Source organism: Paracoccus sp. DMF, from assembly GCF_004407025.1.
GTDB classification, from domain to species: Bacteria; Pseudomonadota; Alphaproteobacteria; order Rhodobacterales; family Rhodobacteraceae; genus Paracoccus; species Paracoccus aminovorans_B.
In genome coordinates, this window is the sequence record NZ_SOKV02000051.1 from 1 (window position 1) to 21,150 (window position 21,150).

Annotated in this window: 23 protein-coding genes and 1 pseudogene; 11 read left to right on the forward strand and 13 right to left on the reverse strand. The window is 63.3% G+C overall.

Annotation, left to right across the window (positions count from 1 at the left end; genetic code table 11):
* From E3D03_RS17610 to E3D03_RS17635, 6 genes are all read right to left on the reverse strand, one after another.
* Positions 1–252: ParB/Srx family N-terminal domain-containing protein (locus tag E3D03_RS17610; RefSeq protein WP_263568030.1), on the reverse strand; the 252-nt coding region annotated here is incomplete at its 3' end.
* A 395-nt stretch (positions 253–647) separates the two neighbouring features.
* Positions 648–1,349 (reverse strand): hypothetical protein, encoded by a 702-nt coding sequence (locus tag E3D03_RS17615; RefSeq protein ID WP_263568031.1) that lies wholly within the window; start codon positions 1,347–1,349, stop codon positions 648–650.
* Positions 1,346–2,311, reverse strand: coding sequence for a helix-turn-helix domain-containing protein (locus E3D03_RS17620; RefSeq protein ID WP_263568032.1), 966 nt, complete (start codon positions 2,309–2,311; stop codon positions 1,346–1,348). Before E3D03_RS17620 ends, E3D03_RS17615 begins: the two co-directional genes overlap by 4 nt.
* The gene (locus E3D03_RS17625; protein ID WP_263568033.1) at positions 2,308–2,706 is read right to left on the reverse strand and encodes a VRR-NUC domain-containing protein; all 399 of its coding nucleotides are present in this window, start codon (positions 2,704–2,706) and stop codon (positions 2,308–2,310) included. Before E3D03_RS17625 ends, E3D03_RS17620 begins: the two co-directional genes overlap by 4 nt.
* Positions 2,703–2,963, reverse strand: a complete 261-nt coding sequence (locus E3D03_RS17630; protein WP_216034472.1) for a hypothetical protein — start codon at positions 2,961–2,963, stop codon at positions 2,703–2,705. Before E3D03_RS17630 ends, E3D03_RS17625 begins: the two co-directional genes overlap by 4 nt.
* Positions 2,964–2,968: 5 nt before the next feature.
* A complete protein-coding gene (locus E3D03_RS17635) occupies positions 2,969–3,229 on the reverse strand; it encodes a helix-turn-helix transcriptional regulator (protein WP_101461915.1) in 261 nt (86 codons plus the stop codon).
* A gap of 471 nt (positions 3,230–3,700) precedes the next feature.
* Between E3D03_RS17635 and E3D03_RS17640 the strand changes: the two genes are divergently transcribed.
* A complete protein-coding gene (locus E3D03_RS17640; protein WP_263568034.1) occupies positions 3,701–4,297 on the forward strand; it encodes a hypothetical protein in 597 nt (198 codons plus the stop codon).
* A 27-nt stretch (positions 4,298–4,324) separates the two neighbouring features.
* On the opposite strand, the gene E3D03_RS17645 is transcribed toward E3D03_RS17640, so the two are convergent.
* A complete protein-coding gene (locus tag E3D03_RS17645; RefSeq protein ID WP_263568041.1) occupies positions 4,325–5,596 on the reverse strand; it encodes a tyrosine-type recombinase/integrase in 1,272 nt (423 codons plus the stop codon).
* 654 nt (positions 5,597–6,250) lie between these two features.
* Between E3D03_RS17645 and E3D03_RS17650 the strand changes: the two genes are divergently transcribed.
* The 4 genes from E3D03_RS17650 to E3D03_RS17665 are packed head-to-tail and all read left to right on the forward strand — an operon-like array spanning position 6,251 to position 9,613.
* Complete coding sequence (locus tag E3D03_RS17650) at positions 6,251–7,735, forward strand: multicopper oxidase family protein (protein ID WP_263568035.1); 1,485 nt, start codon at positions 6,251–6,253, stop codon at positions 7,733–7,735.
* A 27-nt stretch (positions 7,736–7,762) separates the two neighbouring features.
* Complete coding sequence (locus E3D03_RS17655) at positions 7,763–8,362, forward strand: DsbA family protein (protein WP_231555321.1); 600 nt, start codon at positions 7,763–7,765, stop codon at positions 8,360–8,362.
* A gap of 24 nt (positions 8,363–8,386) precedes the next feature.
* Entirely contained in the window at positions 8,387–8,908 is a 522-nt protein-coding gene (locus E3D03_RS17660) for a DUF305 domain-containing protein (protein ID WP_231555322.1), read from the forward strand.
* A 54-nt stretch (positions 8,909–8,962) separates the two neighbouring features.
* A complete protein-coding gene (locus tag E3D03_RS17665; RefSeq protein ID WP_036702644.1) occupies positions 8,963–9,613 on the forward strand; it encodes a L,D-transpeptidase in 651 nt (216 codons plus the stop codon).
* 28 nt (positions 9,614–9,641) lie between these two features.
* On the opposite strand, the gene E3D03_RS17670 is transcribed toward E3D03_RS17665, so the two are convergent.
* From E3D03_RS17670 to E3D03_RS17690, 5 genes are all read right to left on the reverse strand, one after another.
* The gene (locus E3D03_RS17670; RefSeq protein ID WP_036721734.1) at positions 9,642–9,914 is read right to left on the reverse strand and encodes a hypothetical protein; all 273 of its coding nucleotides are present in this window, start codon (positions 9,912–9,914) and stop codon (positions 9,642–9,644) included.
* 39 nt (positions 9,915–9,953) lie between these two features.
* On the reverse strand, positions 9,954–10,409 hold the full coding sequence (locus E3D03_RS17675; protein WP_080621548.1) for a c-type cytochrome: 456 nt from the start codon (positions 10,407–10,409) through the stop codon (positions 9,954–9,956).
* A 3-nt stretch (positions 10,410–10,412) separates the two neighbouring features.
* Positions 10,413–10,892, reverse strand: coding sequence for a DUF411 domain-containing protein (locus E3D03_RS17680; protein ID WP_263568036.1), 480 nt, complete (start codon positions 10,890–10,892; stop codon positions 10,413–10,415).
* 94 nt (positions 10,893–10,986) lie between these two features.
* Positions 10,987–11,310 (reverse strand): hypothetical protein, encoded by a 324-nt coding sequence (locus E3D03_RS17685; RefSeq protein ID WP_263568037.1) that lies wholly within the window; start codon positions 11,308–11,310, stop codon positions 10,987–10,989.
* On the reverse strand, positions 11,310–11,591 hold the full coding sequence (locus E3D03_RS17690; RefSeq protein WP_101459771.1) for a metal-sensitive transcriptional regulator: 282 nt from the start codon (positions 11,589–11,591) through the stop codon (positions 11,310–11,312). The genes E3D03_RS17685 and E3D03_RS17690 overlap by 1 nt, the downstream gene beginning before the upstream one ends.
* A gap of 100 nt (positions 11,592–11,691) precedes the next feature.
* Between E3D03_RS17690 and E3D03_RS17695 the strand changes: the two genes are divergently transcribed.
* From E3D03_RS17695 to arsJ, 5 genes and pseudogenes are all read left to right on the forward strand, one after another.
* Positions 11,692–14,055, forward strand: a complete 2,364-nt coding sequence (locus tag E3D03_RS17695) for a heavy metal translocating P-type ATPase (protein ID WP_263568038.1) — start codon at positions 11,692–11,694, stop codon at positions 14,053–14,055.
* 241 nt (positions 14,056–14,296) lie between these two features.
* Positions 14,297–14,425, forward strand: a pseudogene (locus E3D03_RS17700) (arsenical resistance protein ArsH); the annotation flags it as partial.
* Between the two features lie 128 nt (positions 14,426–14,553).
* Positions 14,554–15,393 carry a metalloregulator ArsR/SmtB family transcription factor gene (locus E3D03_RS17705; protein ID WP_263568039.1) on the forward strand — a complete coding sequence of 280 codons (840 nt, stop codon included), beginning with the start codon at positions 14,554–14,556 and terminating at the stop codon, positions 15,391–15,393.
* 4 nt (positions 15,394–15,397) lie between these two features.
* Positions 15,398–16,405, forward strand: a complete 1,008-nt coding sequence (locus E3D03_RS17710; RefSeq protein WP_036702653.1) for an ArsJ-associated glyceraldehyde-3-phosphate dehydrogenase — start codon at positions 15,398–15,400, stop codon at positions 16,403–16,405.
* Positions 16,402–17,661: an organoarsenical effux MFS transporter ArsJ gene (arsJ, locus tag E3D03_RS17715; RefSeq protein WP_036708203.1), complete on the forward strand. Its 1,260-nt coding sequence runs from the start codon at positions 16,402–16,404 to the stop codon at positions 17,659–17,661. Before E3D03_RS17710 ends, arsJ begins: the two co-directional genes overlap by 4 nt.
* 345 nt (positions 17,662–18,006) lie before the next feature.
* Here the strand turns inward: arsJ and E3D03_RS17720 are convergent, their stop codons facing one another.
* Entirely contained in the window at positions 18,007–20,289 is a 2,283-nt protein-coding gene (locus tag E3D03_RS17720) for a heavy metal translocating P-type ATPase (protein WP_263568040.1), read from the reverse strand.
* Between the two features lie 88 nt (positions 20,290–20,377).
* Here E3D03_RS17720 and E3D03_RS17725 point away from each other — a divergent pair, with 88 nt between their 5' ends.
* On the forward strand, positions 20,378–20,818 hold the full coding sequence (locus E3D03_RS17725) for a MerR family transcriptional regulator (protein WP_036702658.1): 441 nt from the start codon (positions 20,378–20,380) through the stop codon (positions 20,816–20,818).
* Positions 20,819–21,150 lie beyond the last annotated feature (332 nt).

A 21,150-nucleotide genomic window follows, 5' to 3' on the forward strand; every position in this document is an offset into this window, starting at 1 on the left:
GTCGAGATGGCCGAGCCGGATCACCGGCACTTCCGCAAGCCCCAGTTCGGTCGCGGCCAGCACCCGGCCGTGGCCCGCGATCAGCTCGCCATCGTCACCGACCATGCAGGGCACGGTCCATCCGAAGCGGGCCATGCTGGCGGCGATCCGGGCGACCTGCTCGGGCCCGTGCATCTTGGCGTTCCGGGCATAGGGGCGCAGGTGCTCGATCGGCCAGAACTCGATCTGGCGCGGCGCAAAGGCGAGGTTCATGGGGCAGGGTCGTCCTGTGGTTTGGTGGCTTTGGGCGGGCTGGATCCCGGCTGGATTCCACTGGCTTCCGGTGCCCCTGGCTTCCGCGAACTGGATCCCGCAGGTGGCTTCTTGGATTCCGCCGGAATCCAGCAGGAAGCCACCCTCGCGGGAGGCTCAAAGCCTTGTTTTATTGATTGAAATGGCGCTCTTCTGGCTCAGGTGGATTCCGCCTGGATTCCCCGGTGAAAACGCCTGACGCTGGCAATCTTCCGCGCTGCGCCCCCCCGAATACGGACGCGGCCCAGGAGGAACCATGGCAAGGGGGTAGGGATGGAGGGTCTGACCGGAAGAGCGCCTGTTCTCCGGGCGCTCGTCTTCGATGTTTGGGTTATGAGTCAACAGGGGCACGAATGTCAAACTGTTTTGTTGCCGATCTGTTCGCGGCTCGACGGGCTCGCCCATGGCTCGCGCCTCGGCATTACCTCCGTCACCTCGATGCTCCGCAGCATGCCGCCCGCGATCAGCCCATCACGCACCCAGCCCAGCGCCAGCCACCAATGTTCGTAGTGGCGACGTGCGGCGGCGATCTGGTCCGGATGCGGCGAGAAGGTCACCGGGCAGGCGCGGAGTTCGACCGTCCGCCACTTGCCGCGCGACAGCACACGGGTCGTGCCCACCGGGATGGTGATCGCGCGTTCGCCGTGCTGATTGCGCTTCATCTCGATTGGCACGCAGCGTGGTACAGCGCCGGGCATCCAATCCGGTGTCATGCCGGCCCGGGCCAGTTCGGCGATGCGGATCGCCATGCGCAAGCCACCGAGTGAGGTTGGCAGTCCGGCGACACAAGCCGCGATGACTTCGGCGTCCTGGTGGGTGGAACTGTCTGGCTTGTACCTTCCGCCATCGATGCGGCAGCCCAGCGCGGCGCGTTGCATCAGCATGTATTCGAGGCCGAAGCCGAGACCTTCGCTGCGTTCGGGGTCGGGCGGCCCGGGCAGTTCCAGCCGGGCCTTCTCCATGCGAAAGGCCCATTCCAGCACCTGCTGGACGCCCAGCGCGCGTTTGGTTCGGGTGCCTGTGGTGCTGCGGTTCGGGAAGCGGGAATGGATGCTCATGCCACGCCCCGTTCTCGCAGCCGCTCGGTCGTGACCAGGCCGCGTTCCAGCATGGCATTGCGCACGGTGTTCGAGATGGCATTGGAGGGCAGATAGCCATCCCCGTTCACCAGCCCGGCATAGAAATCCGCGATCTCGTCCATGCTGGCACGTCGCGCGTCGGCAGGCTTGTTGCCGCGCTTGCTCCGCTTGTCGCCGTCAGCGGGCTTCCTCGCCTCGGCGCTCCGTGCCGCCCGTTCCATGGCCCTGTCCAGTGCTCTCGGGCCGTCCGGCGGATTGGGATGCGTGCTGCGGCTGTCGCGGGCCACCGCGACGATCCGGTCCTCGGTCAGGCCGAGATCGGTAATCCAGCGACGGACATGTTCGCGGGGCGGCCAGCCCTGCCACCAGCCCGGAAGACCGGCGTTGGTGTCAAAACCGAGGGCGTCGAGCAGCGCGCCAAAAAACTCTTCAAATCGATCATCGCGCGCTCGCGCGCCCTCCTCCTCCTTTACTGGTTCCCTTAATGGTTCTCTTACAGGGTTATTCTCCGAATTTCGGAGATGGAACCCGGCCAAATTCGGAGATGGCTTCGGGGATTTTTCGGAGATGGCTCCATCTCCGGAATCCGGACATGGATCGTCGCTGTCATCGCCGTCGTCAGGGCCAGAATCGTCCTCGTCGTCCCCGCCGGACGGATCGGGAAATCGATCCTCGAAGCCGAGGATGTAGCGGGTTGCCTGGCGTCGATGCGTCTGCGGATCCTGGCACCGGACGCGGTGGATCAGCCGCGCCTCTTCCAGCGCCCGGAGATGGTCATTCAGGGATGACACCGACATCTCGCAATCGGCGGCCAATCGCACCTGGGTCGGAAAACAGCCGAAGTCAGGATTGTGACGGTCGCAGAGATGCCAGAGCACGATCTTGGTGGCGGGCTTCAGCCCGCGCTGCTGGATGGCCCAGTTGGTCGCGTAGTGGCTCATGCGCAGGCCCTCCGTCGCGGGTTTAGCGCTTGGGCGCGCGTCGCGATGCCGTGATCGGCGAGCGCGCCCAGCGCGTCCTCGACGGAGCGGACCAGCGCCCAGCCGAACCCTTGGGCCTTCACCATGTCGCGGAACGCTCGCTGGGCCGGACTGAGGCGGCCGGACGGGCTTTTGACCTCCAGAAACAACACCTGCCAGCCAGTCAGGACGACCAGATCGGCAAAGCCCGGAAACACGCCCATGCCGGTCAGGATCGCCTGGCGCTGCCGTGCGGCCTTGCCACCCGACCCGACCTCATTGGCGGAATGGTGGATGATGGCATCGCGGGGCAGGACGATCCGCAATGTGTGGACAATGGCGCGTTGGATATCGGCCTCGGGTGTTCGACGGGTCATGCGTCACCACCTTTCGCTTTGCGGTTCGACACGGCGATCAGCAGACCGGCAAGGGCCAAGGCCTCGCGGCGTTCCTGATCTTCGGGGCTGTGCGCGGCGATGGCGCGGCAAGCCAGGATGATCAGGCTGTCCGGGTGATGGACGAAATCGGCGACAATGCCCCGGGCCTCAGAGAGGCGCTGGGCGGGCCAGTCCGGCGGGCAGGCAGTATCGGTCGTAGAGCTATGATCGATAGCGGCATCGGGAATCTGGGACATAGCGTTCATTTCCGCCCCCGCGCCTTGCCGGGTTTCGCGTCGGTGACCCGCGGCATTTCCTGCGACTGCAACCAGTCCTGCACCACGCTCATCCGATAGAAAATCTTGCGACCGGCGCGGACACAGGCCGGACCCTTCCGCCGCCGCTCCCAGCGCCCCAGCGTATCGACCGTGAGGCCAAGCTCCTGCGCCAGATCGTAGCGGCTGATCCAGCCGCGCAGCAGGCGCGGTTCAACCGTCGGTTCCGCACTCATGGGTTGTGTCATGCTCTTGCCTCCATCTTGCATCGCCCGGACCGGGCCGCTGACGGGGAGAAGAACAATCACATAAAAAGGCCCGGCAGGGAGGCGGAAGGTGGCGTAACCTCCCGGAGGTTATGCCACCCCATGTTTTGCTGGGTTTGGCGATGCGCATGCACTGCGAGACAGGCTGTCAAGAGGCAAAATCCGGCGACCGGCAGAACCGGTTCTGCCGGTCGCCGGTGTCAGATTCAGCCTTTGTTGGGGCTGGAACATGTCAAGAACAAAGAGTCGGTTGTCCCCAGTGAAATCGTCTGGACAAGTCTCGTTCTGCTGGTGAAGAAGTCGGCCAATCACGCCGGATGCGGTCGAGCGACGCGAGCCTTTGCAAGGCCCGTGATCGGGAAAGCTGTGTCTGCGCGCGAGAGGATTGAGGCAAGGTGCTTTGGGGCCGAAAGAAGGGCAGCCCAGCGCCTACGAGCAGGGAGAAGAAACAAAATGGGATTGCCGCAACGCACGTTTTTCACGGTTCAGGAAGTTGCGATCAGATGGGATTGCAGCCTCGACGATCTGGCGGTTTGGGCCATCAACGGAAAGCCCGAGGTCGTCATGGCGATCGAGCCGATCCAGCAGAACGGGACGATTCTGTCAGGGCTGGTCGTGGTGCCCGTGGTCGATATCCTCAGCATGTTCCGGCGCTGGGCCAGCGGGCCGCAACGCCGCGTGATCCGGCGGGTTCGACCAATTGGCCAGAAGGACTGGGTGATGATCGCGGATCCCGAAAATCACATCACCGTCGAACCCTCCGACCTGCTGATCCTCGCGAGTGAGGTTTACGAGTTCGAGATTGCCCACGGTCTCGCCAAGCGTGCGGCAGATCCGGGCGGTGCGCCATCCCGCTATGACTGGGAAGGTCTTTATATCTCGCAGATGGTCCGTCTGCACGAGGATGGCCTGCCTGCAACGCAGGGTGAATGGGTTGCGGAAGTTCAGGACTGGTTCGCAAAGACCTCTCCGGGTCGCGAGATACCTGATGAAAGCACGATCCGCAGGCGACTGACCCCGATCTGGCGGGCGCTGCGGGAAACCCCATAGCGCCCGTTGCGAGAGGCCGACGTTTGGTCAGGCGCTTTTGCGCGCCTGATCATCTTGCGCCCCGGCATCATGCACCAGCACCGGCTTCGGCCGGAAGGCGCTGGCCACGGCATCGACGCCAGCACGCAGGGGCGAGTCCATCAGATGGGCATAGCGCGCCGTGGTCTGCGTCTGGCTGTGACCCAAGAGCTTTCCGATCATTTCCAGCGACGCGCCACCGCTGACCAGCAGCGAGGCAAAGGTGTGGCGCAAGTCGTGAATGCGGACATCGGGAATGTTCACCTGCTTCTGGATCTGATGCCAGAAGCGGCGGATTTCCTTCACAGGCTGGCCGGGCACATCGCCCGGAAACAGGTATGAGCAGCCGCGCGGCACCAGCAGTTGCCTTTGGCGAACAATGGCTGCGGCTTCGTCCGAGATCGGCAGCCGGTGAATCCTACGCTGCTTGGTCATGCTGGCGGGCTTTGACCAGCTCAGATGTTCAAGGTTGAAATGCTCGAACCTTGCCTGCCGGACCTCGCCCACCCGCGCCCCGGTCAGCATGCAGAGCCGGATGATATCCGCCGCACGGCGATCCTCGGCCGCGTCCAGCGCCGATGCCAGTTTCCGGATCTCCTCCTGCGACAGAAACCGCTCGCGCGGATTCTCGATGCGGCGGCGGAAGCCCGAAGCCGGATTATCCTCGCGCCAGCCCCAGCTCTGCGCATAGGTGAACATCTTGCGCAGCACCTCGCCGACACGATTGGCACGCACCGGCGTCGGCTTCGCCCCCTGCAGCTTTCGGGCACGATTGTTCGGCTTGGCCTTGTGCGGGCGGGCGCGCCCCTCCGCGATTCGGTTCAGGAGCTTTTCCACGTCATAGGGCGTGATCTCGGTGACGAGCCTGTTGTTCCACTCTGGCCCCACCAGCTTGGTCAGCATCGACCGCTGATCCGAGGCATTGGTCTTCGCCAGATTCGGGAGATGCACCTCGGAATAATGCTCGATGAGATCCCTGAAGCGCGGCGCGTCCCGCCCGTCTTCCTTCGCGCCCAGCGGATCGCCCCCGGCATCGATGTCGCGGCGCAATTCCTTCGCCCGTTCCCGCGCTGCCGCCGTCGACCATTCCGGCCAGCGCCCCAGCGTCATCCGCCGCTGCCGCCCGGCATGTCGGTAATCCAGCGTGAAGGCCCGGTTTCCGGAACGGTAGATGCAGATGGCAAATCCCCGCACCTCACTGTCGAAGATCTGATAGTCCCGGCCCGGTTCCGGTGCCGCCTCGCGCACCGATTTCTCGTTCAACCTCAATCGCTTCACCATGCCCAGTGCCTCCGACTTGCATCCCACATGAGGCTCAGCCTCGCGCGCATGGCAAGTCATACATCGCCGGTCAGACCGGCGGGGAGGCGGAAGGTGGCAGAACCTCGGGGGAGGGCTGCCGGTCAATGGCTCTGAAGGGAGAAACCTACACCCTCTGTTGATTAAACCGTGAATTGCAACGAGAGCCTGTCCTGCGTATTGTCAAGCTAGTTTCATCGGTTCCAACTCAACCACATGATGTGCCGCGCGATATATTCTCTGCTTGTTGTCCTGCTCGTGTTCGCGGGCGTGACGCAGCATGGGCAAAGTGCTGGCACAGCCGGACTGTCGGCCGATCACGTTGTCGCTTCGATCAGCCATCCCGGTGACAAAGGCGGGCATGAGCACGGCTCTCCGGGGGAAACCTCTCGGCACGATATGACCGATGCCTGTGCGATTGTATGTGTCGGCACATCTACGCCCTGGCTTGCTGCCGCGCAACTTGCGCCTGTTGAGACAGAGCATTCGCTGAAATGGCACTCTATATCGGAGACACGTGAGGGCCTTCTGGTCGGCCCCGGATACCGCCCTCCGAAATCCATCTGAACACTTGCTTGCCGCACCTTTCAAGGTGCCGAACATGGTTCGCCCTACGGGGTCTGATGGATTATTCATATGACTTGCACACTGAATCGCCGCGGCTTTCTGACCGCATCCGCTGCCATGGCCGCAGCTTTTGCCATCCCGCGCGCAGGCTTTGCTCAGCCAGCCGCGCTGGCATTGCAGGCAACGACGCGCACGCTTGACATCGATGGCCGCGCCGCCACGGTTTTCGGGCTGATCAACGGCAACGGAACACCCGGGCTTATTCTGGATCCGGGCCAGCGTTTCCTGCTGGACCTGACCAATGATCTGACCGAGCCGACGATCATTCATTGGCATGGACAGATCCCGCCGAACGCGCAGGACGGCGTTCCCGATATGCCGATGCCGCTGCTGAAGCCAGGAGAGACGCGTGCCTATGATTTTGAGGCCGCAGCAGGCACGCACTGGATGCACAGCCATGTGCCCATTCAGGAGATGCAGTTGCTGGCCGCACCCCTGATCGTCCGCCGCCCTGAGGATCTGCGAGTTGATCGGCAAGAGGTCACCATGTTCCTGCATGATTTTTCCTTCCGCCCGCCGGAAGAGGTGCTGGACGAAATCCGCTCGGGAAAGGGGCATGACGAGGCCGCCGAAGCCGAAATGTCGCAACCAGCCGGTCATGACATGGGGAGCGGTATGGCCATGAATGGGATGTCGGAAATGAGCGGCATGTCCATGCCCGGCATGACCGGGATGCAGATGGACCTGAACGACTTCGATTTCGATGCCTATCTGGTGAATGACCGCACCTTGAGCGACCCGGAAGTTGTGCGGGTAGAAAAGGGTGGCCGGGTCCTGCTGCAGATCATCAATGCGGCTGCTGCCACGGTGTTCTGGATCGACAGCGGTGAGGTTCCGGGGCGGCTTGTGGCGGTGGATGGCCAGCCGGTGCAGCCTTTGCCGGGGACGCGCTTCGGTCTTGCCATGGGGCAGCGCCTGGATATCGAAATTGACCTGCCCGCAGGCGGCGGCGCGTGGCCAATCCTTGCGCTGCGCGAGGGGGCGCATGAACGAACCGGCCTGATCCTTGCGACCGCTGGCGCCATCGTGCCGGTCATTCTCGGAATGGCCGACGATGCGGCACCTGCATTCGATATTGACCTTGGGCAGGAAGCCGCCTTGCGGGCCGTTGCTCCGCTGACGGAACGAGTTGCCGATGCATCACCCATGGTGATGTTGGGCGGGCAGATGCAGCCCTATCGCTGGACTATCAACGACCGCGTGTTCGAGGATCGGATTCCGGTTACGGCCAAAACAGGCCAGCGGGTCGAGATCATGTTTCACAACATGTCGATGATGGGCCATCCCATGCATCTGCACGGCCATCATTTCCAGGTCGTCGCGATCAATGGCAAGCGGTTCGTCGGCGCTTTGCGTGACACGGTCTATGTGCCGCCCATGTCAATGGTCACGGTGGCGCTGGATGCGGGCGAGGCGGCGGAATGGATGCTGCATTGTCACCATATGCCGCATCTTGCCAGCGGCATGATGACGACGTTCGCGGTCTCGGGGTGAGAGGGGAGCACCATGTTTCAGCGACGCATGATCCTGACCCTGGCCCTTACCGCACCGGCGATGGCCATCGCACCGCGCCTATCTTGGGCTGGTCATTCGCTTCCACCCGAATTCCGCAGGCAGCTTGAGCACGACGCGAATGCACCGATCTTCGGTAATCCAGACGGCGACGCATCTCTGATCGAGTTCTTCGACTATAACTGCCAATTCTGCCGAGCGATGATGCCGGTGGTGGATGCCGTGTTAGGAGCCGATTCCGGCTTGCGGATGGTGATGCGGGAATGGCCGGTCTTCGGCGAGGGTTCGGTTTTCGCGGCCCGCGCGGCGCTGGCGTCGCGCAAGCAGGACCGCTACGCCGACTTTCATCGCGCCCTGATGAGTCAGAAACCCCGGGCCGAAAGGGCCAGCGTCCTGCGTGTTGCGCGATCCATGGGTTTAGACACGCAGCAATTGCAGCGCGATATGAACGGCCCGGAGATTGCTCAGCATATCCAGCAGTCCAATACGCTGGCCGAGGCGATGGGGCTTGTCGGCACGCCCACCTTCATCGCCGGATCGGATTCACGCTTTGGCGCCATTTCTTCATCCGAATTGGCCGAACTGGTCGCGGCCTCGCGCCGGAACTGACAAATTTCAAGAAAGGACAATGCTATGGATCATTCTGATCGACACAAGAGCCACGGAAGCATGAGCGGCGGAAGCTATGGCCGTTTCGCGGCGATGATCGCTACCTCGACGATGATCATGTTCGGGCTGATGTATCTGAACACCTGGGCGATGGATCATGTCTTTTTCAGCCAGACCCGGATGTGGATGGCGCTGTATATGGGCGGCGCCATGGCTCTGATCATGTTGGCCTTCATGCTGGGGATGTACCGCAATCCGCGTGCCAATTTGATCGTCGCGGGCCTTTCAATTCTGGCATTTGCCCTCGGCCTGTTTCTGGTTCGCAGTCAGGCAACGGTCGACGACACCGCCTGGATGAAGGCGATGATTCCGCATCACTCGATTGCGATCCTGACATCCACCCGTGCCGATATCTCGGATCCTCGTGTGCGGGCGCTGGCGGACAGCATCATCGAGGCCCAGACGCTGGAAATCGCCGAGATGAAGGCGCTGATCGCCGATCTGGAAGGCGGACCTGCGGCGACGCCAGAGGTAGATGGGCGCTGAACTCGCTGCATTTACCACATTCTCTCAAGTTAGAAATAAATGAGGAGCAATCACATGCTGACACGCAGACATTTCATTCGGACGACAACCGCCCTGTTCTCGGCTGCCGCTGCCAATCCGTTAATGGCATCGACCTGGCCCGACGCGACGCAGAAGGCCGCCTGGGATGCCGAGGTGGAAGCCGGTGGCCCCAATCCCTGGGGTCTGCATCCGCGCTTCCTGCCGCAGCGGATCGTCGCGAATGATGGTCTGGTGCCGGGCGATATTCATGTCGATGCCGTGGCAAGATACCTTTACCACATCGAAGAGGGTGGCACGGCGATGCGCTACGGCGTCGCTATCGGCCGGGGCGATCTGTATGAGCCGGGCACCTATACGATCAAGCGCAAGGTCGAATGGCCGCACTGGACCCCGACACGGAACATGATCAAGCGCGAGCCCGAGATCTATGCGCAATTTGAGGGTGGCGTCGAGCCCGGCCCCCAGAACGCGCTGGGTTCGCGCGCGCTTTACCTCTACCTCGGCGACCGCGATACCTATCTGCGCATTCACGGTACGCCGTTTCCGACCTCGATCGGCAGCCGCGCCAGTTCCGGCTGCGTCCGCATGGTCATGGCCCATATCAACGGGCTCTACCCGCGGGTCCAGATCGGTTCGACCGCCTATCTCTATTCACCGGAAGGCAGCGTGACGGCGATAAGCTAGTCTGCTGCCCTCCGGCGATCCTGATGGGTCAGACCGGTTTTGCGTTGCAGATTTGGTTGCCATTCGCGGCCCGCAGCGGCACCAGCGTCGTTTCGACCGGACCTGCGTGGTAGTACCAATAGCAGTCATCCGCCGGGTCGAGGCGCGCCGTGGTCAGGTCCTGGTTAGGGCCGGCAATGGCGACGACCTCGTTCGGGATCGGATAGGGCGAGGCTTCCTCGGCGGCGATATCGGGCCTCTGGGCCGCGCATCCGGCAAGGACAAGCAGCGTCAGGGCGATTGCGGCGGTTCTTATCTGCATTGGGAAACTCCTAGGCTATGGTGGTGACGCGCCGGGAGGTCATGGCGCGCTGTCCTTGGTGATGCGGCTCTGGATCGCGCGCTCGCGTTCCGGCCAGGTGGATTTGATATAGGCCAGAACGGCGGTAATCTCGGCATCGCTCATGACATCAGTAAAGCCGGGCATGTCGCTTTCATAGCCATCGCCGACCACGGCGGCGGTGCCGTCGCGGATGATGCGTTCCAGAAGCGCGTCGGCATGATGCCATGTGTGGCCGGTCTCGTCATGCGGTGGCGCCGGATAGCGGCCATTTGCGAGCGGGGTCTGCCAGTCCGGCTGGCCCTCCAGATCGGCGCCGTGGCATGTGGCGCAGTTTTCGGCGTAGAGCCGCTGGCCGAGCGCGATGACGGCCTGATCCTGCGTGGATGGTTCAGTGGCCCCGCTGCCGCGCCATAGTATCAGGATCGCAGCGGCCAGACCGGCCGCTGCGACGAGGATGAGTGCGTTGCGCGTCATCTGTTATCCGTCCAGCGGAAAGGCGCGCCCGTCACCGGCAATGCCGCCCCAGGCGATGACCTCGGCGGTGGCCTCGACCCCGCCGCCCATGCCCGGAGAGCCGGCGGGCATCCCCGGCACGGCGATCCCGGAGATGTCGGGACGCTGATCCAGAAGCTGCGTTATGGCCGCGAAGGGCACATGGCCCTCGACGATATAGCCGCCGATCCGGGTCGTGTGGCAGGACCACAGGTTTTCGGGCACAGCGGCGTCGCGCTTCATGCCGACATAGTCGCTGGCCTCAGTGATTTCGACCTCAAACCCCGCCTCGATGGCAAGGTCGGCCCAGGCGCCGCAGCAGCCGCAGCCGGGGTCCTTGGTGACACTCAGCAGGTTCGGCTTTGCATCCGAGCCGGTGGCGGCGAAGGCAAGGGTAGAGGTTGTCGACAGCATCGCCGCGACCGCCAGGATCGCCCCGCGACGCGAGAAATTGGGATTGCTCATATCTGATGTCCTTCAGGATATTGCGCGCCGTAGGGGCATTCGCCCCTCTCGTGGCGCAATTGATCAGCTTGCAGGCCCATCGGGCCAGGCGGCGTCAGAGAGCAACGGGTCGCGGAGGGGGCAGCGGCAAACGCGGCCTGGCGGATTTCATATCCTGCAACGCGGGAATGTGCCGGATGCGGCGTGGCAAACGGGCCGCGTTCGGCGTGACTTCGGCATGGCCGATGGCGGCACAGGCTGTGCAGTCGCCATGCTGAGAGTCCGGCTGTGGGGTACAGCATTCATGCGCGGCCGGCGGCACGGATGTTTCGGCTATCGAGGCCGTCTGCGATGCCTCCGCCGAGGCGGCGCCGGTCAGGGCCAGCGGCATCGTCACCGCCAGCAGGGCGGCAAGCACGACCGACAGCAGCAGGCGCATCAGTCGCGCACCTTTTCCATCAGCTCGACGACCTCGCGGAACATCACCCGCTGCCGGTCCTGATCGCCGGATTGGATCGCGTCTTCCATGCAACTTCGCGCGTGATCCTCGATCAACAGGCGCTCGACCCCGCGCAGGGCCGAGCGGATGGCGGCGGTCTGGTTCAGGATATCGACGCAATAGCGCCCGTCCTCGACCATGCGCGACACGCCCTGCACCTGACCGTTCAGGCGGGAAAGCCGCTTCAGGATCGCGTCTCGGTTCTGCTTGTCATGCGCCAAGGAGGGCTCCGAACTTCAACATCTGCAGCTTGTGCTATACCCTCAAGGGGTATAGAGCAAGTCTGATATACCCCCTATAGGTATCTGCCGGGAGAGAGTCATGGACCACAAGCACGATCATTCGCATAGGCAGCACGATCACGGGACACACGGTGGCGCACCGGCACAGGCTGATCCCGGTAAGGCCATCGACCCGGTTTGCGGCATGCAGGTGACGATCAAGCCCGAGGCACGCCAGCGCGACTATGAGGGACAGACCTTCTATTTCTGCTCGGACGGTTGCCAGTCGAAGTTCGATGGCGATCCGTGGTTCTACGCCTCGGGCGCGGCGGTCAAGGTCGAAAAATCCGCCCCGGCAGGCACGCAGTGGACCTGCCCGATGCATCCCGAGATCGTCCGCGACGAACCTGGCGCCTGCCCGATCTGCGGCATGGCCTTGGAGCCGATGATTCCCTCGGACGAGCCCAGCCATGAACTGACCGATTTTACCCGGCGGCTCTGGGTCAGCGTGGCCGCCGCCGTGCCGCTGTTGATCCTGACCATGGGCGAGATGGTGGGCATTCCGGTCCGCGACTGGATCGGGCACCGCACCGCCGCTTGGCTGGAATTCCTGCTGGCTACGCCCATCGTGCTGTGGGCGGCGCGGCCCTTCTTTCAGCGCGGGCTGGATTCCTTCAAAAACCGCTCGCCGAACATGTGGACGCTGATCTCGCTGGGGGTCGGCGCGGCCTATCTCTATTCGCTGTTTGCGACCTTCCTGCCGGGCATCTTTCCCGAAGAATACCGGATGGGCGGCATGGTCGGCACCTATTACGAGGCTGCCGTGGTCATCGTTGCCCTGGTCTTTGTCGGACAGGTTCTGGAACTCAGGGCGCGGGAACGCACCGGCGATGCGATCCGGGCGCTGATGGATCTGGCACCCAAGACGGCGCGGCGCATCCTGCCCGATGGCAGCGAATATGACGCGCCGCTGGAAAACATCGTGGCCGGGGATCTCTTGCGCGTGCGTCCCGGAGACAGCGTGCCGGTGGATGGCGAGGTGGTCGAGGGGCGGTCGTCCTTAGACGAAAGCATGATCACGGGCGAGCCGGTGCCGGTCGAGAAGGTGCAGGGCGATCGCGTGACCGGCGGCACGATCAACAAGAACGGGACGCTGGCGATCCGCGCCACAGATGTCGGCGCCGATACGGTTCTGTCGCAGATCGTCCAGATGGTGGCCGGGGCGCGGCGGTCCAAGGCGCCGATTCAGGGGCTGGCTGATCGGGTCTCGGCAATCTTCGTGCCGGCGGTGGTGGTGATCGCCATCGCGGCCTTTGTCGTCTGGCTGATCTTCGGTCCCAGCCCGTCCTATGTCTTTGCCGTCGCATCTGCGGTCTCGGTGCTGATCATTGCCTGTCCCTGTGCGCTTGGGCTGGCGACGCCGATTTCCATCACCACGGCAGCGGGACGCGGCGCGCAGGCCGGCGTGCTGGTCAAGAATGCCGAGGCGCTGGAACTGATGGCCGATGTCGATACGCTGATCGTCGACAAGACCGGCACGCTGACCGAAGGCAAGCCTGCACTGACCGATGTGACCAGCTTCGGCGATGTGCCCGAGGATGAGTTGCTGGCCGCCGCCGCCGCGCTGGAACGCGCCTCCGAACACCCGCTGGCCGAGGCAATCGTCGAGGGTGCCAAGGCGCGTGGGCTGAGCCTTGGCAATGGCGAGGAGTTCGAGGCCGTAACCGGCAAGGGGGTGATTGGCAAGGTCGATGGACGCGATGTGTCGCTTGGCAATAACGCGCTGATGACGTCGCTTGGCATCGACTGCGACACGGGCGAGGAGACCGCCGACCGCCTGCGCGGCGAGGGCAAGACGGCGATGTTCGTGGCGCTGGATGGCAGGCTGGCGGGGCTTGTCGCCGTTGCCGACCCGATCAAGCCAACGGCCGAGGCGGCGATACGTGACCTGCATGATCTGGGAATCAAGGTGATCATGGCAACCGGCGACAATGAACGCACGGCGCTGGCCGTGGCCAGCCGGTTGGGCATCGACGAGGTCCGCGCCGGGATGCTGCCCGAGGGTAAGAAGGACCTGATCGACGGGCTGCGCGGCAAGGGGGACAAGGTCGCCATGGCGGGCGACGGGGTGAATGATGCGCCAGCCCTTGCGGCGGCGGATGTGGGCATCGCAATGGGCACCGGCGCCGATGTGGCGGTCGAAAGCGCCGGGCTGACCCTGCTGGGCGGCGATCTGACCGGCATCGTCCGCGCCCGCAAGCTTGCGGTGGCCACCATGCGCAATATCCGCCAGAACCTGTTCTTCGCCTTCATCTACAACGCCGCCGGCATCCCGGTGGCGGCGGGGCTGCTCTATCCGATCTTTGGCCTTCTTCTGTCGCCGATGATCGCGGCGGCGGCCATGTCGCTGTCCTCGGTGTCCGTCATCGCCAACGCGCTACGGCTGAAACGGGTCGATCTGTGACACAGCAGGCCATGTAACATTGCAAAGACAGCATTGCGAAGATCTGAAACTCCCACCATCAGTGGCGCCTATGCTCGACATAGTTGCAATACTTGGCCTTTGACCAAGGTTTCCCCCTCCCCGTTGAGTTCATGTGTCGCGCTCGATTTGGGCGGCGCCGATTGCATTGAAGCCGTTCCCGCCTCACTTGAGGGGACTTGATCCCGGTACTGGCCGCCATCCCGTTCGCCTGCCGCTGTGGCTGGAGGAGTTGATGAAGTTCACCCTGCTGACCCGCGACCGGGCTGACTATCCTGTTGATCGCTTCTCCGAGCGCAAGGAAAGCGCGGAGGCCCTGACGCGGCGGGTCAATCTCTCGGCCTCGACCTAGTGCACACTGCGACCGGTGGACGCAGAAGTCCGCAGGGGTGAGCCTGCGCGAATGGATGGAGTGGCCCGATCAGGCTGCGTCATAAAAACTTCACTGGACAGCATTGTTAATTCCTGTATTCCGGAATTATGGAAAAAAACAGCGCCGCCCATGCATTCGCCACCCTCGGTCACCCTGACCGCCTCGCCGTCTTCAGGCTGCTGATGCGCTTTGCCCCGCGTGGCGTGCGCCCGACCGAGATTGCCGAGGCGCTAGGTCTGAAGGCCAATACGCTGTCGCACCATCTCTCGGACCTTGCGTCGGCAGGGCTCGCGAGTGTCGAACGGCGAGGGCGGTCACTCTTCTACTCCGCGAACCGCCAACTCACCGAGGCGCTGATCGACTATCTCGCGCTAGACGTAGGCCGCGCCCGACCTGACCTCATTTCTCCCTCCCTGTCGGCTCAGAAGGATCCCGCCATGGACGATACCGACTTCGACGTGCTCTTCATCTGTTCAGGAAATTCCGCCCGCTCGATCTTTGCCGAGGCCCTGTTGCGCGATCTTGGCAAAGGGAAGTTTCAGGCCTTTTCGGCCGGCACCCGCCCCAATACTGCGCTGAATCCCTTCGCGCTGGAGGTGCTTGAGCGAAATGGCCATGACACCTCAAGCTTGCGATCCAAGCATGTGTCCGAGTTCCAGCAGCCTGACTCCATCGTCATGGATTTCGTCTTTACAGTTTGCGACACATCCGCCGCCGAGGAATGCCCGCCATGGCCCGGCCAGCCGATTACCGGCCATTGGGGCCTGCCGGACCCGGTAAAAGCCATGGGTACCGACGCCGAAAAGGCACTGGTATTCGCCCAGACCTATGGTGCGCTGCGTCGCAGGATCGAAACGTTCATTTCCTTGCCCTTCGCAACCCTTAACCGGCTATCGCTGCAAAACCGCGTCGACGACATAGACACCGAAGCCCTCAACGAAGACTGAGATCATGCCCCGTATCGCCCTCAACGGCCTTGGCCGGATCGGCAAACTTGTCTTGCGCGACCTTATCGATACAGGCGCAGGTGGCGACATCGTCCTGCTGAACGATCCTGTCGGCGACGCCGAACAGCACGCGTTGCTGATGGAGTTCGACTCGGTCCATGGTCGCTGGCGCACGCCGGTTGCCGCCGCCGAGGGTGCGCTGGAGTTGAACGGAAAACGCATCAGGCTGACCCATGAGAAGACCATCGAGGCTTTGCTGCTGGCAGAGCTTGGTGTCGATCTGGTGATCGATTGCACAGGCGTCTTCAAGACAGCGGCCAAGGTCGCGCCTTATTATGCCGCCGGGGTGAAGAAGGTCGTCGTCTCTGCCCCGGTCAAGGACGGCGGGGCGCTGAACCTTGTCTACGGTGTCAACCATGATCTTTACGACGGATCGCAGAACCTTGTGACGGCGGCCTCCTGCACGACGAACTGCCTCGCGCCGGTAGTCAAGGTGATCCACGAGAACCTTGGGATCAGGCATGGCTCGATCACCACGATCCACGACGTGACCAACACCCAGACCATCGTCGACCGCCCTGCCAAGGACATGCGCCGCGCGCGGTCCGCCCTGATGAACCTGATCCCGACAACCACAGGTTCGGCCACCGCGATCACGCTGATCTATCCCGAACTGAAAGGCCGCCTGAACGGCCATGCCGTGCGCGTGCCGCTGCTGAACGCGTCACTGACCGACTGCGTGTTCGAGGTTGAGCGCGAAACAACCGCCGAAGAGGTCAACGCCCTGTTCAAAACCGCCGCCGAAGGGCCGCTGAAGGGCATTCTGGGGTTCGAGACGCGGCCGCTGGTGTCCTGCGATTTCACCAATGATCCTCGCTCGTCAATCATCGACGGGCCGTCGACCATGGTGATCAATGACACGCAGGTGAAAATCTACGCCTGGTATGACAACGAATGGGGCTATTCCTGCCGACTGGCCGATATCGCCCGCATGGTTGCGGGAGCGATGTGAGCGACGTGACTGCCTCTGCGAACCCCTTGCGCGCCTATGCGGCGGTGACGGCGGCCTATTGGGCCTTCATGCTGTCGGATGGCGCGCTGCGGATGCTGGTCCTGTTGCATTTCAACGCGCTTGGCTTTTCGCCCGTGCAACTGGCCTGGCTTTTCCTACTTTATGAGGTCGCGGGCATCGTGACCAACCTTGCCGCAGGCTGGCTGGCGGCGCGGTTCGGCTTGGCGGCGACGCTTTACGGCGGGCTGTCGCTGCAGATCGGGGCGCTGGTCGCCCTGGCGCAGCTTGACCCGGCCTGGTCGGTTGCGGCCTCGGTCGCCTTCGTCATGGCGGTGCAGGGCGTCTCGGGCGTGGCCAAGGATCTGGCCAAGATGTCGTCGAAATCTGCGGTGAAACTGCTGGCCCCGACCGAGGACGGGGGGCTGTTCCGCTGGGTCGCGGCTCTGACCGGATCGAAGAATGCCGTCAAGGGTTTCGGCTTCTTCCTGGGTGCGGCGCTGCTTGGCCTTGCAGGGTTCGACGCCGCCGTCTGGGGCATGGCGGCGGTACTGGCGGTGATCTTGCTCGCGGTCGTGCTGTTTCTGCCTGCGGGTCTGCCCGGGCGGATGAAATCCGACGAAAGCTGGTCCGGCTGGCGGTCGAAGGACATCCGCGTGAACCGCCTGTCGCTGGCGCGCATGTTCCTGTTCGGGGCGCGCGATGTGTGGTTCGTCGTGGGCATCCCGGTCTATTTCCAGGCGGTGCTGTCGGACGGGACCGCCGAGGGACGGCGCGAGGCCTTTTTCCTTGTCGGCGGCTTCATGGCGCTCTGGATCATCGCCTATGGCGTTGTGCAGGGTTTCGCACCGCGCCTGTTGGGGGGCAAAGGACAACCCGAGGCTGAGACGGTCAACAAGGCGGTCTTCTGGTCCGGTCTCCTCGTGCCGGTGCCGTTCGTGCTGGCCCTTGCCGCGTTGGTCGCGGGTGGACCCGCCCCTTGGCTTACAATTCTTCTGGTCGTGGGGCTTCTGGTCTTCGGCTTTATCTTCGCGGTGAATTCCTCCGTACATTCCTACCTGATCCTCGCCTTCGGATCGGCCGAGCGGATCACACGCGACGTGGGGTTCTATTATATGGCCAACGCTGCGGGCCGCTTGATCGGGACTTTACTCTCGGGCGTCAGTTTTCAGCTTGGTGGGCTGCCGCTCTGCCTTGCGACCGCCGGGGTAATGGCGCTTGCCAGTTGGCTTGCCGCGCGTCGCCTCAGGCTCGTTTGATTGCTTGGAGCGCGCGCGTGGCCAGCGCGCCGATCCCGGCGGTCACATATAGCGCCCCGAGCCCCCAGACCGAAAGCGCCGTCCCGAAGATCAGCGGGGCGGCGGCCTGCAACAGTCGAGCCGGGGTCTTGAGCCAGCCGAGTCTCTGCCCGCACTCTGAGGCGTCGAACAGCGCCAACCAGCCCGAAAGCCGAGCGCGGCATAACAGTCGCGCCGTTTCGCCCACGAGAACAGCCAGACCGGCCGACCGGCCGCTTGCGCCGCCATGGCATTGCCGGAAAAAAAAGCATGAGATAGGCGGAAAGCAGGGTCAGCGCCGCCCAACCGAAAGCGGAAATCACGGCGTCACGCCTCGCGCTCGGGATCGAAGCGCAACAGGCGCAAAGCGTTCAGCGTGACCAGAACCGTCGCCCCGGTATCGGCCATGATGGCGATCCACAGACCGGTAATCCCCAGAACCGAGGTCACAAGAAACACCGCCTTCAGCCCAAGCGCGATGGTGATGTTCTGGCGGATATTTCCCATGGCCGTGTGGGCAAGGCGGATCAGTGCGGGGATGTCGGTCACCCGGTCGCGCAGGATCGCGGCATCGGCCGTCTCCAGTGCCACATCGGTGCCCGATCCCATCGCGACACCGATGCTGGCCTGCTTCAGGGCCGGAGCGTCGTTGATGCCGTCTCCGATCATCATCACGCCGCCTTGCCCGCCCATTTCACGGATCGCGGTTAGCTTGTCTTCGGGCATCATGTCGGCCCGAAACTCCATGCCCAGCCCGCCAGCGATTGCGGCCGCCGTGCGCGGATTGTCCCCGGTCAGGATCACCGAAGTCACGCCCATCGCGGTCAATTGGCGAACCGCATCGGCCGCATCCTGTCTTGGCTCATCGCGCATGGCGATCAGGCCGAGCGGGGTCTTTTCGCGGAAGACGGCGACGGCGGTCTTGCCATCTTCCTCTAAGGCCGTGGCCAGTTGCATGTCAGACGGGTCGATCCCGCCATTTTCCAGCGCATAGCGCGGCGAGCTGACCCATGCCGAGGCGTCACCCACCGTTGCGACCACGCCTTTGCCCATCAGTGCTTTCGCATCGCGTGACGGCAGCGCTTCGATGCCTGCCTGGTCGGCCTTGGTCAGGATGGCGACGGCCAGCGGATGGCTTGATCCGGTTTCGACCCCCGCCGCCACGGCCAGCAGCTCGGCCTCGGTCGTCGCGCCGAAGGTGACAACATCCGTCACCACCGGGCGCCCATGGGTCAGGGTGCCGGTCTTGTCGAAGGCGACGCGGGACACATTGGCCGCCGCCTCGATCACCGCACCGCCCTTCATCAGCATCCCGCGCCGGGCGCCCGTGGACAGCGCAGAAGCGATCGAGGCCGGCACCGAGATGACCAGAGCGCAGGGGCAGCCGATCAGCAGCAGCGCCAGTCCGCGATAGATCCAGGTGTCCCAGGGTTGACCGAAGGCCAGCGGCGGCAGCAGAACCACCAGAGCCGCGACGGTGACGATGGCGGGCATATACCAGCGGCTGAAGCGGTCGATGAAGCGTTCGGTCGGCGCGCGCGCGACCTCGGCCTCTTCCACCAGCCGGATGATGCGGGCGATGGTGTTATCCTCGGCGGCCTTGGTGACGGTCACGCGCAGCGCGGCCTCGGTATTGATCGAGCCGGCGAAGACCGGATCGCCCGGACCCTTGGTGACGGGAACGCTTTCGCCGGTCACCGGGCTGTCATCCACGCCCGAAGTGCCCTCGGCGATCTCGCCATCTGCCGGGATGCGGTCTCCCGGACGGACAAGCACCATCTGCCCGACGGCAAGGCTTGATGCCGGTACTTCCTGCGCTGTACCATTCACCAGCAGAAGCGCAGTCTTGGGCACCAGATTGGCCAGTGCCCGGATGCCATCGCGCGCCTTGCCGGCGGCCACACCCTCCAGCACCTCGCCGACCGCGAACAGGAACACGACCAACGCCGCCTCTTCCGCAGCATCAATGAACAGCGCGCCAATGGCCGCGACCGTCATCAGGCTTTCGATGGTGAAGGGCTGGCCCAGACGCAGGGCCGCAAAGGCGCGTTTCGCAATCGGGGCCACGCCGATCAGGCAGGCCGCGACAAAAGCCCATTTGCCGATCTGCGGCGCCAGCAATTCGATGATCCAGGCAGAGCCCAGCAGGATCGCCGTGAAGATCACCAGCTTGCCCTTGCTGGTCTGATACCATCGCTTGCCGCGGTCGGCGGGGTCGTCATGCACATGGCCTGGGCTGCCATGACCGCTGTCGTCCCGCGCCACTGCGGTGGTGCCACTGCGGTCATGGCTATGGTCGGCATGATTCTGATCATGACCATCTGCCGACGAATCGCTCATGACGGGCATGACGAAGTCCTTCTTCGTCCCTGCCGCACGCGGCGTGATTCCATAGCCAAGCGATTTCACCACCTTTTCGACTCTGTCGCGGCCGGTCTGCGTTTCGTCCAGCGTTAGTCGCAGCCGTTCCGACATGATGCCGATTTCAACGCCGCTGACGCCTGGCAGACGTGTCACGGCATCCTTGATCTTGGCCGCGCAGGATCCGCAATCCATGCCGGAAACAGTCCAGTCGCAGGCCGTTCCGCTGTTGGGATCTGTCGTTGTCATGTCACTATCCTCGCCCCGGATCGGGGAATTGCCTTCATTGATTCGCGAACCTAATGTCTCTAGCAACTAGAGCTTCAAGAGGAATCTGATGCTGACGATTGGAAAACTGGGGGCGTCAACAGGCGTGAAGGTGCCGACGATCCGTTATTACGAGCAGATCGGCCTTTTGCCCGAGGCCGAACGCAGTGCCGGAAACCAGCGGCTCTACAGCCAAAAGGCGCTGGAACTGCTGGCTTTCATCCGGCACGCGCGCGATCTGGGTTTCACGCTCGAGGCGATCCGTGACCTCCTCAGCCTGTCAGACCAGCCCGGCCAGCCCTGCGCGGCGGCCGATGCAATCGTTGTCGCGCAATTGGCCGAGGTTGAAAGTCGTCTTGCGCGGCTGGGCGCGCTCAAGGTCGAACTGCAGCGGATTCTGACGCAATGCGCGGGCGGTAAAATAGCGGACTGCCGCGTCATCGAAGCATTGGGCGACCATTCGCTTTGCGCGACCGATCATCGTTACCCTGACCTCGGGGCGACAACCTGATCTCAGCCAGATCGATTGGCATATCGGCGGTGAGCCGAACGAAATTCTGTCAAGTCAAACGTGCACTTTCGTCGCTGCGTTCGTGCGGGACCACGTTTTGCGTGATCATCTAGCGAAATGGATGGTACTGAAAATTGCTCACCTCAACGCCACCTCAACCCTTGGCTGCAGTTTTCGCGCAGCTTGTGCTGTCTAAAGCCGCTCAATGCGGTCGAACGCCGGAATGGAAATCGCAAGAAATCAAACGGTTGTCTTGTAAGTTGCTGAAATCGTTTGATTTCCAATTTTCAGCCCGGATCGGCTCATAACCTGAAGGCCGCAGGTTCAAATCC